The sequence below is a fragment of the Clostridium sp. OM05-9 genome (assembly GCF_003481465.1).
GTDB classification, from domain to species: Bacteria; Bacillota; Clostridia; order Lachnospirales; family Lachnospiraceae; genus Coprococcus; species Coprococcus ammoniilyticus.
This window is the reverse complement of record NZ_QULF01000004.1, coordinates 370,597-384,402: the sequence shown is the minus strand read 5'-3', so window position 1 is coordinate 384,402 and position 13,806 is coordinate 370,597. Positions and strand designations below refer to the sequence as shown.

14 protein-coding genes and 6 tRNA genes are annotated in these 13,806 nt (G+C 41.9%); 18 read left to right on the top strand and 2 right to left on the bottom strand.

The genetic code is table 11. The annotated features are described in order from the left end of the window. Positions 1-127 precede the first annotated feature (127 nt). From DXB77_RS08955 to DXB77_RS08870, 18 genes are all read left to right on the top strand, one after another. Positions 128-199 (top strand) — tRNA-Asn (locus tag DXB77_RS08955). 12 nt (positions 200-211) lie between these two features. Further along, positions 212-283: transfer RNA gene (locus DXB77_RS08950), tRNA-Glu, on the top strand. A 13-nt stretch (positions 284-296) separates the two neighbouring features. Beyond that, positions 297-369: transfer RNA gene (locus tag DXB77_RS08945), tRNA-Thr, on the top strand. A gap of 21 nt (positions 370-390) precedes the next feature. Further along, positions 391-472 (top strand) — tRNA-Tyr (locus DXB77_RS08940). Between the two features lie 18 nt (positions 473-490). Continuing rightward, positions 491-564: transfer RNA gene (locus tag DXB77_RS08935), tRNA-Met, on the top strand. Between the two features lie 14 nt (positions 565-578). Then, positions 579-651: transfer RNA gene (locus DXB77_RS08930), tRNA-Phe, on the top strand. A 105-nt stretch (positions 652-756) separates the two neighbouring features. Beyond that, complete coding sequence (locus tag DXB77_RS08925; protein ID WP_021943524.1) at positions 757-933, top strand: DUF951 domain-containing protein; 177 nt, start codon at positions 757-759, stop codon at positions 931-933. 152 nt (positions 934-1,085) lie between these two features. Beyond that, positions 1,086-1,376, top strand: a complete 291-nt coding sequence (gene rpsF, locus DXB77_RS08920; RefSeq protein WP_008401218.1) for a 30S ribosomal protein S6 — start codon at positions 1,086-1,088, stop codon at positions 1,374-1,376. Positions 1,377-1,391: 15 nt separating this feature from the next. Continuing rightward, entirely contained in the window at positions 1,392-1,832 is a 441-nt protein-coding gene (locus DXB77_RS08915) for a single-stranded DNA-binding protein (RefSeq protein WP_008401219.1), read from the top strand. Between the two features lie 17 nt (positions 1,833-1,849). Next, entirely contained in the window at positions 1,850-2,113 is a 264-nt protein-coding gene (gene rpsR, locus DXB77_RS08910; protein WP_008401221.1) for a 30S ribosomal protein S18, read from the top strand. 308 nt (positions 2,114-2,421) lie between these two features. Next, on the top strand, positions 2,422-3,132 hold the full coding sequence (locus DXB77_RS08905; protein WP_118663054.1) for an ATP-binding cassette domain-containing protein: 711 nt from the start codon (positions 2,422-2,424) through the stop codon (positions 3,130-3,132). A gap of 177 nt (positions 3,133-3,309) precedes the next feature. Continuing rightward, entirely contained in the window at positions 3,310-4,119 is an 810-nt protein-coding gene (locus DXB77_RS08900) for an ABC transporter permease (protein ID WP_207665158.1), read from the top strand. A 219-nt stretch (positions 4,120-4,338) separates the two neighbouring features. Next, positions 4,339-5,670, top strand: a complete 1,332-nt coding sequence (glnA, locus tag DXB77_RS08895) for a type I glutamate--ammonia ligase (protein ID WP_008401224.1) — start codon at positions 4,339-4,341, stop codon at positions 5,668-5,670. Positions 5,671-5,821: 151 nt separating this feature from the next. Beyond that, the gene (locus tag DXB77_RS08890; protein ID WP_021943521.1) at positions 5,822-6,373 is read left to right on the top strand and encodes an ANTAR domain-containing protein; all 552 of its coding nucleotides are present in this window, start codon (positions 5,822-5,824) and stop codon (positions 6,371-6,373) included. Positions 6,374-6,385: 12 nt separating this feature from the next. After that, on the top strand, positions 6,386-7,222 hold the full coding sequence (dapF, locus tag DXB77_RS08885) for a diaminopimelate epimerase (protein WP_117785185.1): 837 nt from the start codon (positions 6,386-6,388) through the stop codon (positions 7,220-7,222). An 11-nt stretch (positions 7,223-7,233) separates the two neighbouring features. Continuing rightward, positions 7,234-8,451, top strand: coding sequence for an LL-diaminopimelate aminotransferase (locus DXB77_RS08880; RefSeq protein ID WP_008401227.1), 1,218 nt, complete (start codon positions 7,234-7,236; stop codon positions 8,449-8,451). A gap of 41 nt (positions 8,452-8,492) precedes the next feature. Further along, positions 8,493-9,959 (top strand): alpha-amylase, encoded by a 1,467-nt coding sequence (locus DXB77_RS08875; protein WP_118663053.1) that lies wholly within the window; start codon positions 8,493-8,495, stop codon positions 9,957-9,959. A 102-nt stretch (positions 9,960-10,061) separates the two neighbouring features. Beyond that, entirely contained in the window at positions 10,062-10,373 is a 312-nt protein-coding gene (locus tag DXB77_RS08870; RefSeq protein ID WP_008401229.1) for a YerC/YecD family TrpR-related protein, read from the top strand. Positions 10,374-10,761: 388 nt separating this feature from the next. Here DXB77_RS08870 and galT read toward each other — a convergent pair whose 3' ends face one another. Both galT and DXB77_RS08860 read right to left on the bottom strand, forming a co-directional pair. Beyond that, positions 10,762-12,249 (bottom strand): UDP-glucose--hexose-1-phosphate uridylyltransferase, encoded by a 1,488-nt coding sequence (gene galT / locus DXB77_RS08865; RefSeq protein WP_118663052.1) that lies wholly within the window; start codon positions 12,247-12,249, stop codon positions 10,762-10,764. A 194-nt stretch (positions 12,250-12,443) separates the two neighbouring features. Continuing rightward, positions 12,444-13,724: a galactokinase family protein gene (locus tag DXB77_RS08860; protein WP_118484654.1), complete on the bottom strand. Its 1,281-nt coding sequence runs from the start codon at positions 13,722-13,724 to the stop codon at positions 12,444-12,446. Positions 13,725-13,806: the final 82 nt, after the last annotated feature.

The window sequence follows — 13,806 nt, the reverse complement described above, 5'->3', positions numbered from 1 at the left end:
GATTGGAGAGAATGAAGTCGCAAGACTTTCTGTATGAAATTCTGAAGGTACATGAAATAAAAAGTATTGACATCAACCTGAATCTGTGTTAGGCTTGATGAGTACGCCGTGGTATACCAGGTGTTATTCCTCGATAGCTCAATGGTAGAGCACTCGGCTGTTAACCGAGGGGTTGTAGGTTCGAGCCCTACTCGGGGAGCTAATCTTATAAGGCCCCATGGTCAAGCGGTTAAGACATCGCCCTTTCACGGCGGTAACACGAGTTCGAATCTCGTTGGGGTCATTTAATTTAATATGCCGATGTGGCTCAATTGGCAGAGCAGCTGATTTGTAATCAGCAGGTTATCGGTTCGAGTCCGATCATCGGCTTTTTGCTGAAAAGCAAAAAATGGGTGGATTCCCGAGTGGCCAAAGGGGACAGACTGTAAATCTGCTGCGTAATGCTTCGGTGGTTCGAATCCACCTCCGCCCATTTCTTTTTTATTTATATCGCGGGGTGGAGCAGTCTGGAAGCTCGTCGGGCTCATAACCCGAAGGTCATAGGTTCAAATCCTGTCCCCGCTACTATTATGTAATATGCCCAGATAGCTCAGTTGGTAGAGCAGAGGACTGAAAATCCTCGTGTCGCTGGTTCGATTCCAGCTTTGGGCACGACTTTGAAAAGCTGAAATCATAACGATTTCAGCTTTTTCTTTTATCTGTAAAAAGACTGAGAGAAAATCAGATCCAGGTGTTGATAAATAAGGAGTGTGCAGTATGGAGTTTAATGTTGGTCAGGTAATTAAGATGAAGAAGCCGCATCCATGTGGTGCAAATGAATGGGAGATCCTTCGCGTTGGTATGGATTTTCGTTTGAAATGTAAAGGGTGCGATCATCAGGTAATGGTACCGAGAAAATTAGTTGAAAAGAATTTTAAAGGTTTTATAGAATAGCAATAAAATAGAAAAAAGTATTGAAATAATAAAAAAACCTTGCAACATGGGAACCTTTATGATATTATTTTGTTCTGTGATGTGTTAATAATCATATATTTCCTTGCTCATATATCATATATGGGCCAGAGACCATAAGGAGGTGCAATTACATGAACAAGTATGAGTTAACTTTAGTAGTTAATGCAAAGATTGATGAGGATGCTAGAACAGCAGCAGTTGAGAAAGTAAAGGCTTACATCGAGAAAGCTAATGCAACTATCACTAATGTTGAAGACTGCGGACTTAAGAAGCTTGCTTATGAAATCCAGAAGATGGGCGAAGCTTACTATTACTTCATTCAGTTCGATGCAGAAGCTGATGTACCAGCACAGCTTGAAGCTAATGTTCGTATCATGGAGCCTGTTCTCAGATATCTTTGCGTTCGTTTAGACGCTGAGTAATAGGAGGAATTCCGTATGAATAAAGTAATTTTAATGGGTCGTTTAACAAGAGATCCAGAGATCAGATATTCTCAGGGGAATGATCAGATGGCAATTGCCAGATACACTCTCGCTGTAGATAGACGTTTTAACAGAAATGGTGATCAGACCGCAGATTTTATTAACTGTGTTGCTTTTGGCCGTTCAGCAGAATTTGCTGAAAAGTATCTGAAACAGGGTACAAAGATCGTGGCTACTGGAAGAATCCAGACAGGCAGTTATACCAATAAAGATGGAAACAAAGTATATACAACAGATGTTGTTATCGAAGACCAGGAATTTGCTGAAAGCAAAGGAAGTTCTTCATCAGATGGCGGAAGTTATCAGCCAGCTGGCAGACCTTCACCTGCAAATGCAAGTGCAGAAGGTTTTATGAGTATTCCGGAAGGTATAGAGGATGATTTACCATTCAAGTAAAGAAGGAGGTAAATACAATGGCTTATACAAAGACAGATAGAGCAGACGCTCCAATGAAGAGAAGAAATATTCGTAGAAGAAAGAAAGTATGTGTATTCTGTGCAGATAAGACTGCTGTTATCGATTATAAAGATGCAAACAAGTTAAAGAGATACATCTCTGAAAGAGGTAAGATCCTTCCTAGAAGAATTACCGGTAACTGTGCTAAGCATCAGAGAGCTTTAACTGTAGCAGTTAAGAGAGCAAGACAGATTGCAATTTTACCATACGTAGTAGATTAATCTATATTCATTGGTTACACCGTAGGGCGTGCATACAATCTGAAAAATGAAGGATGGTTGTGAAGTGATTCACAATCATCCTTTTTATGTTTATGTTAATAAGCCAAATGCAGATTTCGTGTTTATATGAAAAACAACATTTGACTTATTTAATGCAATATTGACGTCCTGAATCATCTGGGATAAAATTTTGATTAAAGATATTATTAAATATAGAAGGTATAGTTATATTGTTAGATGAAAAATAAATGGATAATTAGCAATATGAAAAAAGGATTAGCACAAAAAAAGAATGCAAGGAGATCTTTATGGCAGAGAAGATCGTACAGATAGATCATGTTACAAAAAAATATAAGGAACGTACAGTATTGGATGATGTATCATTGTCTATCTGGACAGGGGATGTCATTGGGTTATTGGGCGGCAATGGAGCAGGTAAAACGACACTGATGAGGGCAATTGCAGGAAGTATTCCGGTTGATTCGGGAGAAATCAGTTTTTCAGGAGAACGAAGAACGCAGGACGTAGGAACGCTGATCGAGAATCCAAATATATATACCGATATGTCTGGAATCGAGAATCTTCGATATTTTGGCAGATTATTTGGGGTAGAGGATGAAGCAGTATATGAGAGCCTGCTGCAGCAGATGGGGCTTGCAGAAGCCGGAAAGAAATTGGCTGGCAGGTATTCACTTGGAATGAAACAGAGACTTGGCATAGCGGTTGCAATGCTCGGTGATCCGAGACTTTTGATCTTAGATGAGCCGTTAAACGGTCTGGATGTACAGGGAATGCAGGATCTGGAAGAGCGTCTGTGGGCAATGCATGAGGATCGGTCAATCGGAATATTGATCAGCAGTCATGTGATCGGTGAATTGGTAAAACTTTGCAATCGGTATCTGGTTATGGATCATGGCAGGATCGGTATGGAATATACAAGAGAAGAACTGCTTCAGCAGGCAGGCAGCGAGGAAGCAGTTGAGGATTATATTATTACACGGTTCCAAAAAACAACGTAAACATATAGCATAAGTGTAGAATATCAAGTAAAATTATAAAACGATATAGCAGATCAGAATAATAAACAAGAGGAAAGACAGAACCAGAATACATTAGAGAAATCAACAGGGCTAGTAGATTAAAATAACATGCTGTACAGAAAATAACAGGTAAGACAGAAAGGCAGGAAACAAATGATGAATCAGATCATTCGTGCAGAGAATTACAGAATCAGGAAGAATAAGACATTTCGTATTGCATGCATTGTGATCATTGGAATGGTATTGGTTGGATTTGCATTGTTTTATGCTGCAACACATATGATATCTGGAGAGCTGATGGAAGCAGCGGGTGGATATGATACGGATGTGGATGCATTTACAGACATAAATCTGTTTGACTGTGCCGGAATCGCTGTTTCACTGATGCAGATTCTCTCTATTTTGTATGCAATCGTGATCACGATCATGATCGGGGCAGAGAAACGGAATGGTGTCTATTCGCTGATGCTGGAACGCGGGTATCAGACACGTCAGATTTATATGGCTAAATTATATGCGACAACGGTGATAGCAGGCATCGGTTATCTTTTATATGTAGCTGTATCGTTGATTGCCGGGGCGATATTCTGGCATGGAACAATCGAACGCGAGGATGTGACAGGATTTATCCGAGTGTTTCTTTTAATGCTTGTTATGTATGTAGTTTCTTCCTATATCTATATGGCAGTTGCGATGAATGTAAAAAATGCAGGAATGGCAGTTGCGGTGAATCTCATTATTGTACTTTTATTCTCAACAGTGATAACAGGTCTGGATCAGATTCTTGCTGATGGAGATGTGTTTCTCCGCAAGTACTGGCTCTTATCCGCAATCGAACAGTTTGCCTATATCGATCATACAGATACTACTGTGCGGGAAACTATAACAGGATTGATAGAAGCGGTCGGCTATGGCGGGCTTGCGGTGTTTATTGGCAATACTGTATTTACAAAGAAAAAAAGATAAAAACAGAAAATGAACGCTGCCGGCTATGTGAAGATATTTGACCGATAAGCCTTATGATAAAGTGTGGTTTTCGTTGACAAAATAAAGGGATGCGTTTATGATTATTAAGAACTTTAATGTGGATGGAGTCTGTCCACAGGAAAGAATGCAACAGTGGAATACTTTTATATAACCAGACGCTGCATTATATCAACATTAAGTAATGAAAAGGAGTATATTATGGGTAAGTACACGAAAGCAGATATCTTAAGGATGGTAAAAGAAGATGATGTAGAGTTTATCAGACTTCAGTTTACAGATATTTTTGGAGACCTTAAGAATGTTGCTATAACTTCAAGTCAGATTGAAAAAGCACTGGATAACAAGATTATGTTTGATGGTTCTTCTATTGAAGGATTTGCAAGAATCGAGGAATCCGATATGTATCTATATCCAGATTATGATACATATGAGACTTTCCCTTGGAGACCACAGCAGGGTAAGGTTGCCAGACTGATCTGTGATGTTTATAAGCCGGATGGCACTCCGTTTGAAGGTGATCCAAGATATGTTCTGAAGAAGGCATTGAAGGAAGCTGCTGATATGGGTTACATGATGAACGTAGGTCCAGAATGTGAGTTTTTCCTGTTCCAGACAGATGAGAATGGCTTACCAACAACGAATACTTACGAGCGTGCAAGCTATTTTGATCTTGGACCACTTGATTTCGGTGAGAATGCCAGAAGAGATATGGTACTGACACTGGAACAGATGGGATTTGAGATTGAAGCTTCCCACCATGAGGTTGCTCCTGCACAGCATGAGATAGATTTCAAGTATGGCGAGGCATTAAAGACTGCCGACAGCATCGAGACATTTAAGCTCGTTGTTAAGACAATTGCCAAGAAGCATGGTCTGTGTGCTACATTTATGCCAAAACCAAAGTATGGCGTATGTGGTTCCGGTATGCATATGAATATGTCCTTGTCAAAGGATGGCAAAAATATATTTGCAGATGATAATGATAAGCTTGGTTTAAGCCAGGAAGCATATTACTTCATTGCAGGTATCATGGAACATATGAGAGAGATGACAGCAATCACAAACCCGTTAGTAAACTCTTATAAGAGACTGGTTCCTGGTTATGAAGCACCGATTTATATTGCATGGTCAGCAAAAAACAGAAGCCCGCTGGTTCGTATCCCAAGTGCAAGAGGAGCAGGAACAAGAGTAGAGCTTCGTTGCCCGGATCCAACAGCAAATCCATATCTGGCAATGGCTGTATGCTTAAAAGCCGGATTAGACGGAATCAAGAGACAGCTTCCACTTGTACCAAGTGTTGACAGCAATATCTTTGAATTAACAAGAGAAGAAAAGAAAGCAAGACACATCGAGAGCCTTCCGGCAAACTTAAGAGAAGCTGTTTTATGTATGAGAGACAGTGACTTCATGAAGGAAGCACTTGGTGAGCATATCTTTACACGTTATACATCGGCAAAGTTAGATGAGTGGAACGAATATACCAGACAGGTTACTGACTGGGAGATCAGCAATTACCTTTACAAAGTCTGATCAGAAGCCAGTATGTTTAAGTAAAACCGAAGAAGCATCAAGGAGTAATACAGACACCCATTTTATGGGTGCCTGTGTTGCTATATTATAGAATCAATTTGTTCCATGAAAATATAAGGAACTGAAACTGGTCGGGTGAGAGGTTGTTGTTTTGGTAAATGTAATTGTACTATTTGCAAAGATAGAAGAAGCAAAAAGCATAAAAAATCTTTTGGTTCGACATGGAATCAATGTAACTCAGGTATGTACGACCGGAGCACAGGCAGCACAGGCAGCAGATGCGTGTGATGATGGTCTTATTATATGCGGATACCAGTATCCGGATATGTTATTTTCGGAGCTGGCGGCAAATATACCGGATTATTTTGATATGCTTGTGATTGCATCTCGTGTGCATTACGAGGCGTGTAGAGAAAGTGGAATTACATGCCTGCCGATGCCACTTCGTACACAGGATTTTATCAATACTGTTTCACTGACGGTTGAAAATATTCTGTGGGAGCGTAAAAAACGCAAGACGAAACCAAAGGAACGCACAGAAGATGAAAAAAAGGTAATTAAGGCTGCAAAGCTGAAATTAATGAATGATAATGGATTTGATGAGCAGGGCGCTCATCGGTATCTGCAGAAAAAGAGCATGGATAATGGTATCAATATTGTTGAAATGGCATATATGATACTGGAACATACAGCACTGTTTTAAGGAGGCACGAATATGAAGTTTACAAAGATGGAAGGTCTTGGAAACGATTATGTGTACATAAATTGTTTTTCAGAGAAGGTAGAAAATCCTGAGAAACTGGCGATTGCCATGAGTGACCGGCATTTTGGTGTTGGAAGTGATGGAGTGATCCTGATTAAGCCATCCGATAAAGCAGATTTTACAATGGATATGTATAATGCAGACGGTTCCAGATCTGAGATGTGTGGAAACGGTATCCGTTGTGTAGGAAAGTATGTATATGATTATGGACTTACGGATAAGACTTCGATATCTGTAGAGACACTTGCCGGAATCAAATATCTGGATTTTGTGATAAAGGACGGCAAGGTTGATATGGTAACAGTTGACATGGGTGCGCCGATCCTCAAGGCAGATCAGGTGCCTGTGCGTTCAGATAAAGAGCAGGTAATCGACGAGAAGATCACAGTAGCAGGTGTGGATTATCATATGACCTGTGTATCCATGGGAAATCCACATGCAGTTATGTTCGTAGGCGATACAGAACATTTCCCGTTGGAGAAAGCTGGTCCGTTATTCGAGCATCATGAAGTATTTCCGAACCGTGTGAATGCGGAGTTTGTTCAGGTGATCGACCGTCATACCGTAAAGATGCGTGTATGGGAGAGAGGAACCGGAGAGACACTTGCATGCGGAACCGGAGCATGTGCAACTGCAGTTGCATGTGTATTAAATGGAAAGACAGATGATGAGGTAACCGTAAAATTATTAGGCGGCGATCTGATCATCCGTTTTGATAGAGAGAACAATAAGGTATACATGACAGGTCCGGCCAAGGTAGTGTTTGACGGCGAGACTGACAGATTTTAGGAGGAAATGACATGTTTAAGGCAAATGAGAATTATCTGAAGCTTCCGGGAAGCTATTTATTTTCAACAGTAGCAAAGAAACAGAGAGAGTACAGTGCGGCACATCCTGATAAGAAGATTATCCGTCTGAGCATCGGAGATGTAACACAGCCGCTTGCGCCTGCTATTATTGAGAGACTGCATTCGGCTGTAGATGAGATGGCGGTAGCAGAGACATTTAAGGGCTATGCACCGGATCTTGGATATGAATTCTTAAGAAATACCATCGTAAAGAATGACTATATTGACCATGGAGTTGATATTTCTGCTGATGAGATCTTTGTAAGTGATGGTGCAAAGAGCGATTCTGCAAATATTCAGGAGATTTTTGCACCGGAAAGCAAGATTGCTGTATGTGATCCTGTTTATCCTGTTTATGTAGATTCAAATGTAATGGCAGGCAGAACCGGAACTTATGATAAAGAGACCGGACTCTGGAGCGATGTGATCTATATGCCTTGTCTGGAGGAGAATGGATTTGCACCGGAATTCCCAAAGGAGGAGCCGGACATTATCTATCTGTGTTTCCCAAATAATCCGACAGGAGCGACCATCAGCAAAGCACAGCTTCAGGAATGGGTTGACTACGCAAATAAGATTGGAGCTGTGATCATCTATGATGCAGCATACGAAGCATATATCAGTGAAGACGATGTACCACATTCTATCTACGAGTGCGAAGGTGCAAGAACCTGTGCGATTGAGCTTCGAAGCTTTTCGAAGAATGCAGGATTTACCGGAACCCGTCTTGGATTTACAGTTGTACCAAAGGATCTGAAGGATGCAAATGGTGTTGCACTTCATGGTTTATGGGCTAGAAGACATGGAACCAAGTTTAATGGTGCTCCATATATTGTTCAGGCAGCAGGAGAAGCTGTATATTCAGAAGAAGGTAAAGCACAGACAAAGGCACAGATTGCATATTATATGAACAATGCGAAGGTGATCTATGATGGATTAAAGGCAGCAGGCTATTCCGTATCCGGCGGTGTGAATGCACCATATATCTGGTTAAAGACACCGGATAAGATGACTTCATGGGAGTTCTTTGATTATCTGCTTGCAAATGCAAATGTCGTAGGTACACCGGGCTCAGGCTTTGGACCGAGTGGTGAAGGATATTTCAGGCTGACAGCATTTGGTACATATGAGAATACAGTAGAAGCAATCGAGAGAATTAAAGCGTTATAATAGCGGGGTGCAATTAACTATATAATCGTGGAGGTAGCAAGATGAAAGATAATGGACTGCTGGTGCAGTATTTTAATGCAAATACACCGGCTGATCAGACATTATGGGCGAAAGCGGTAAAGGATGCAGCGACATTGAAAAAGCTCGGTGCAACTGCTGTATGGTTTCCACCTGCAACCAAAGGGGCAGCGGGAAAAGATGACAGGGGCTATGCGCCATATGATCTGTATGATCTGGGTGAATTTAATCAGAAGGGTTCGGTTGGAACCAGATATGGTACAAAGAAAGAATATCTGGAAGCAATCGATGCAATGAAGGCACAGGGAATCAATGTATATGCAGATATCGCAGTCAGACAGAAGTTAGGCGCAGATTCTGTGGAGAAGGTTACGGCAGCAGATTTTAATGCCAAGGATATTCCGCAGATGATTGGTAATAAAAAGATAGTTGGAGCCTTGTCGAAGTTCACCTTCCCGGGCAGAAAGAGCAAGTATTCCAAGTTCAAATGGAACTGGAATCATTTTGCAGGGATTGACTGGCAGCAGGATGATTTTAAGAGACGTGTCTGCGAACTGTCTGGTATGACAGAGATGGAAGCAGAGAAGAAATACAAGCTCAGCAAATATGATTATATCATAGGCAGTGAGCTGGATCTGTACAATCAGGAAGTATATGATGAATTAATGGCATGGGCGAAGTGGTATGAGGATGTGACCGGAGTGGACGGATTCCGTTTCCAGGAAGCAGAGAAGATTCCGGGATGGTTCATCAGAGACTTTGCAGAAGCTGCTTCGAATGCCGGAGAAGAAGAAAAAGAGATCTTTACGGTAGGTGACTTCTGGCACTGGAGATGTGACTATATCAATGATTACATCGCGTCTGCGGACAATCAGCCATCTATGTTTGATGTGCCGCTGCATTTCAGTTTCCATGATGCATCCGTTGCAGAAGGAGAATATGATCTGAGCCGGTTACTGGATGGCTCCATGATGATGAGTAATCCTGCAAAGGCAGTTACATTTGTAGAGAATCATGAATCACAGCCGGGCGGTGTGCTGGAATCTGCTGTAGCAGAGTGGTTTAAACCACTGGCATATGCGATCATTTTATTAAGAGAACAGGGATATCCATGTATGTTCATGGGTGATTATGAAGGCATTCCTGCGGCTAAGATCAAGTCCAGAAAGACAATCATGAACAAGCTGTTAAAGCTTCGTAAGAAATATGCATACGGAACACAGCATGACTACTTTGATCATCCGGATGTTGTTGGCTTCACCAGAGAAGGAGATACAGAGCATGAGAATTCCGGTCTGGCGGTTATTATGTCAGATGGAACCGGCGGAACAAAGCGCATGTATGTCGGAAGACAGTTTGCAGGCTGTCATTTCGCAGATGTAATGGGAAATGCAAAGTATGATATCCGTATCGATGAAGAGGGCTGCGGCGAATTTTATGTAAACCGTCAGGGACTTGCAATCTGGATCAAAAAAGATTGCAAATTATAAGAAATTGAGTTATCATATTAATACTTTAGATTGTAAAAGTGCATGAAAGTCTGAGGATGATCCGGATTTTCACAGCATAAAAGTGGCAAAGGAGTATGAGTTATGGGAAAGACAGTACATACAGAAGCAGTCCGTGATCTGTTTGAAGCAATACTGACATTGGAGACAGAGGAGGAATGTTTTAATTTCTTTGAAGATGTTTGTACGGTAAATGAATTGCTGTCCATAGCCCAGAGATTTGCGGTTGCGAAGATGTTAAAGGAAGATAATACTTATCTGGAAGTTGCCGAGAAGACCGGTGCATCGACAGCAACAATCAGCAGAGTGAACAGATCTCTTAATTATGGTAAAGATGGTTATGAACTTGTATTCAGCAGAATGAATCTGGATAAAGAAAAGAAAGATTCAGAATAACAACATATAAAACAGGAAATCCTCCGGAAATGGATCAACTTGATCCATTCCCGGAGGATTTTTGTCTTTTGCCCTACAACCAACCTATGTCTGCGCAGGCACTGCGGCAAACAGAGTACTGTGCAAATGACTCGCTTCAATTTCTATAAACTGCATATATCTGATTCGCAAATATTCCTGTGCTAACTCGCCTGACGGCTCAAACAAGCACCCATATTTGCTGATATATGCAATTTATTACGAAATCTTCGCTTGATGTCATTTGCACAGTGCTCCTGTTTGCCGTAGTGCCTGCGCAGACATAAAATTGGTCGGACAGACATCAGTCTGCCCGACCATGCGGGGAGAAAATCCCCTATATATTTGGTATTAGGAAGCGAAGCGGGGATTAAAGGGTATTTACAAAGCGCATGAAGGCTTCTCTGCCTTCGGTGGTATTTTTGTATACACCGGAGCATTCCAGAACTTTTGAGAATACCTTGCCGATCTCGTTCTGGATGATTCCATGGATATTTTCCGGAGTAATGTCATAATTTCCGATCCATTCATCAACCCAGTCTGCATGTTTTTCGATAGCTTCATTTGCGCGGATGTCCTTGTGATTTAAGATTGCATCCTCAAGCTCTGACATTTCACCTTTTAATCTTGCAGGAAGAACAGCCAGACCCATAACCTCGATCAGGCCGATATTTTCCTTCTTAATATGATGATACTGGCTGTGTGGGTGATAGAGCCCCATCGGACATTCTTCGGTTGTGATGTTGTTACGAAGTACCAGATCCAGTTCGAACAGATCTCCATGCATTCTTGCGATCGGAGTAATCGTGTTATGTGGAGTATCGTCTGTGTAAGCGTAGATATATGCAGCTTCGTCTGTGTAATTTCTCCATGCTGTCAGGATGTGATCTGCTGCATCTGCGATACGTGCAGGATTAGAACCCTGAAGACGGATAACAGACATAGGCCATTTGACGATACCGGCTGTCAGGTCTTCGTAACCAGGTAAAGTAAAGTTTGATTCATATGGAGCCTTTGCCATTGCAAATGTATAGCCGCCACCCTGAAAATGGTCATGGCTTAAAATGGAACCGCCAACGATCGGAAGATCTGCGTTGGAGCCGGCTGTATAGTGAGGGAACAACCGGACAAAATCAAGTAGCTTTACAAAAGCAGCGTGGTCAATCTTCATTGGTGTGTGGTTTGCATTAAAGATAATACAGTGCTCGTTGTAGTACACATAAGGGGAGTACTGTAAGTAATATGCCTGTCCATCTAAGGTAATAGGCATGATCCTGTGGTTCTGTCTGGCAGGATGTGAGAAATGTCCGGCATAACCTTCGTTTTCACGGCAGAGCAGACAGGCTGGATAACCGGATTTCTTTGCCTTTCCTGCTTTCGCGATATCTCTTGGGTCTTTCTCCGGCTTGGACAGGTTGATCGTAATATCGATCGGACCGTATTCCGTTTCCGTAACCCATTTTTCATCCTTTTCGATACGATCTTCACGAATATAGTTTGTAGCCTTACTGAAAGCATAATAATAATCCGTTGCTTCCTTTGGGGATACGGCATATTTATCAGCAAATATTTTCCGTACAACAGATGGAGCAGGAGTGAGCATACCCATGATCTTTGTATCGAAAAGATCACGGTTTGTGATCGTGTCATCCTCCATCAGCTTGTGCTGGTATGCATAATCTAACATATCGTTTAAGATATCAACGAGCGGACGGGATGGAATCTCAGCCGGTTCGTTGTATTCCTGAATGTCGAATAACTCTAGCAGACGGTTTGTAACATATATTTCGTCTGCAGGATCTACAAGTCCTTTGTTTAAACCATAAGTAACCAATTCTTTGATATATGTTTCTATCATAGTCATAACCTCCCATAAAATTTGTTATTATATCGTGAGCATAGCTCACTCAATGCATTCCGCAAAATCAGCCCCCTTGCAAGCAAGTGATTTTGCGTTCATTATATCATGTGCTTCGCACATTCAATGCATTTCGCAAAATCAGCATCCTTGCGAGCAAATAATTTTGCGTTCATTATATCATGTCGTCTGTTTTACAGTACCTGCATACCGCCGTATTTACGGATCTTCAGTACATGGCAGGAGCCTCCGCCAAATACGTGATCCATAGCCTGGCGATACGTCTCAACAGTATCGTTTTCTACAAATGCCTGAATAGTTCCGGCAAATCCACCGCCGTGGACACGGCTGACTCCGTGACTTCCAAGTGTGATATCACTGACAGCCAGAGCGACAGATACATTTTGAGCCTGAATATCTTTATTCGTATATACGTTCTGCAAATACTTGAAAGAAGAATCACCGGATGCTTTAACCGCTGCAAGGAATGCAGGCATATCACCCTTTGTCAGGGAAGCAACCTGAATTTCTACCCGTTTTACTTCTTCAAAATAGTGAAGGGCACGAAGCAGGTAACGGTCGCCGAGTTTGGTGCGGATGTCAGCCATGTGGTCGATAATATCCTGTTCGCTTAATTCGTTTAATACCGGTTTGCCAAGCATCTCCGCAACGGCACACATCTCGGCAGGAACTGCAGCATAGTCAGCAGTCAGATCTACATGAGAGCCCTTTGTATCAGTGATACAGAGACTGTAACCGCTCTTTGCCATATCAAAGTCGATCTTTTCAACAATAGGATCGGCTGGATCTGCAAAGTCGATATGTACAAGATTTCCGACGGAAGATGCCATCTGATCCATCAGGCCGCAAGGCTTTCCGAAGTATACATTTTCTGCATACTGGCCGGTGATCGCGATCTCGATTGCAGATACGGAACCATTATTATAAAGTCCCGACAGGATGGTTCCGATGATTGTTTCGAATGCTGCAGAAGATGAAAGACCGGCACCAATCAGTACATCACTGGTGATATATGCTTTGAAGCCGCCGACAGCGTGTCCGTGTTCCTTTAATCCGGCAGCAACACCCTTGATCAGAGCCGTTGTTGTTTCTTTTTCACTTTCTACAAGAGAAAGGTCGGATGCGTCGATTGTAATGAGATCATATCCGTCTGAGATAACCTGGATCTTATCATCGGAAGTCTTTGCAACGATGGCAATCGCATCCAGATTGATAGATGCGGCAAGTACCTGACCGTGCTGATGATCAGTATGATTTCCACCTACTTCACTTCTACCCGGAGCGGAGAAGATAGATACCTCTGTGTCTCCAAAATCTTTGATGAATTCCTGAAGAGCGGCGATATATCTGCCATTCTGATAAGCGAGCAGATGCTCATCGACATAGATATCGGTTAATAATTCATTGTACTGTTCTGATTCAAAGTCTTTTATTAATTCAGATGCATGTTTCATATGTTTGTCCTCCTGATCATACATGATAATTAATGTGCTTACACCTGTACGATGCGTAAATGTGTGTTTACTTGTACAGATG

What these genes read in the sequence shown, in the direction of transcription:
- rpsF (WP_008401218.1), top strand. Translation starts at nt 1,086, where the DNA reads ATGAACAAGTATGAGTTAACTTTAGTAGTTAATGCAAAGATTGATGAG.
- DXB77_RS08875 (WP_118663053.1), top strand. Translation starts at nt 8,493, where the DNA reads ATGAAAGATAATGGACTGCTGGTGCAGTATTTTAATGCAAATACACCG.
- dapF (WP_117785185.1), top strand. Translation starts at nt 6,386, where the DNA reads ATGAAGTTTACAAAGATGGAAGGTCTTGGAAACGATTATGTGTACATA.
- DXB77_RS08915 (WP_008401219.1), top strand. Translation starts at nt 1,392, where the DNA reads ATGAATAAAGTAATTTTAATGGGTCGTTTAACAAGAGATCCAGAGATC.
- DXB77_RS08925 (WP_021943524.1), top strand. Translation starts at nt 757, where the DNA reads ATGGAGTTTAATGTTGGTCAGGTAATTAAGATGAAGAAGCCGCATCCA.
- DXB77_RS08900 (WP_207665158.1), top strand. Translation starts at nt 3,310, where the DNA reads ATGAATCAGATCATTCGTGCAGAGAATTACAGAATCAGGAAGAATAAG.
- glnA (WP_008401224.1), top strand. Translation starts at nt 4,339, where the DNA reads ATGGGTAAGTACACGAAAGCAGATATCTTAAGGATGGTAAAAGAAGAT.
- DXB77_RS08860 (WP_118484654.1), bottom strand. Translation starts at nt 13,724, where the DNA reads ATGAAACATGCATCTGAATTAATAAAAGACTTTGAATCAGAACAGTAC.
- DXB77_RS08880 (WP_008401227.1), top strand. Translation starts at nt 7,234, where the DNA reads ATGTTTAAGGCAAATGAGAATTATCTGAAGCTTCCGGGAAGCTATTTA.
- DXB77_RS08870 (WP_008401229.1), top strand. Translation starts at nt 10,062, where the DNA reads ATGGGAAAGACAGTACATACAGAAGCAGTCCGTGATCTGTTTGAAGCA.
- DXB77_RS08905 (WP_118663054.1), top strand. Translation starts at nt 2,422, where the DNA reads ATGGCAGAGAAGATCGTACAGATAGATCATGTTACAAAAAAATATAAG.
- galT (WP_118663052.1), bottom strand. Translation starts at nt 12,249, where the DNA reads ATGATAGAAACATATATCAAAGAATTGGTTACTTATGGTTTAAACAAA.
- rpsR (WP_008401221.1), top strand. Translation starts at nt 1,850, where the DNA reads ATGGCTTATACAAAGACAGATAGAGCAGACGCTCCAATGAAGAGAAGA.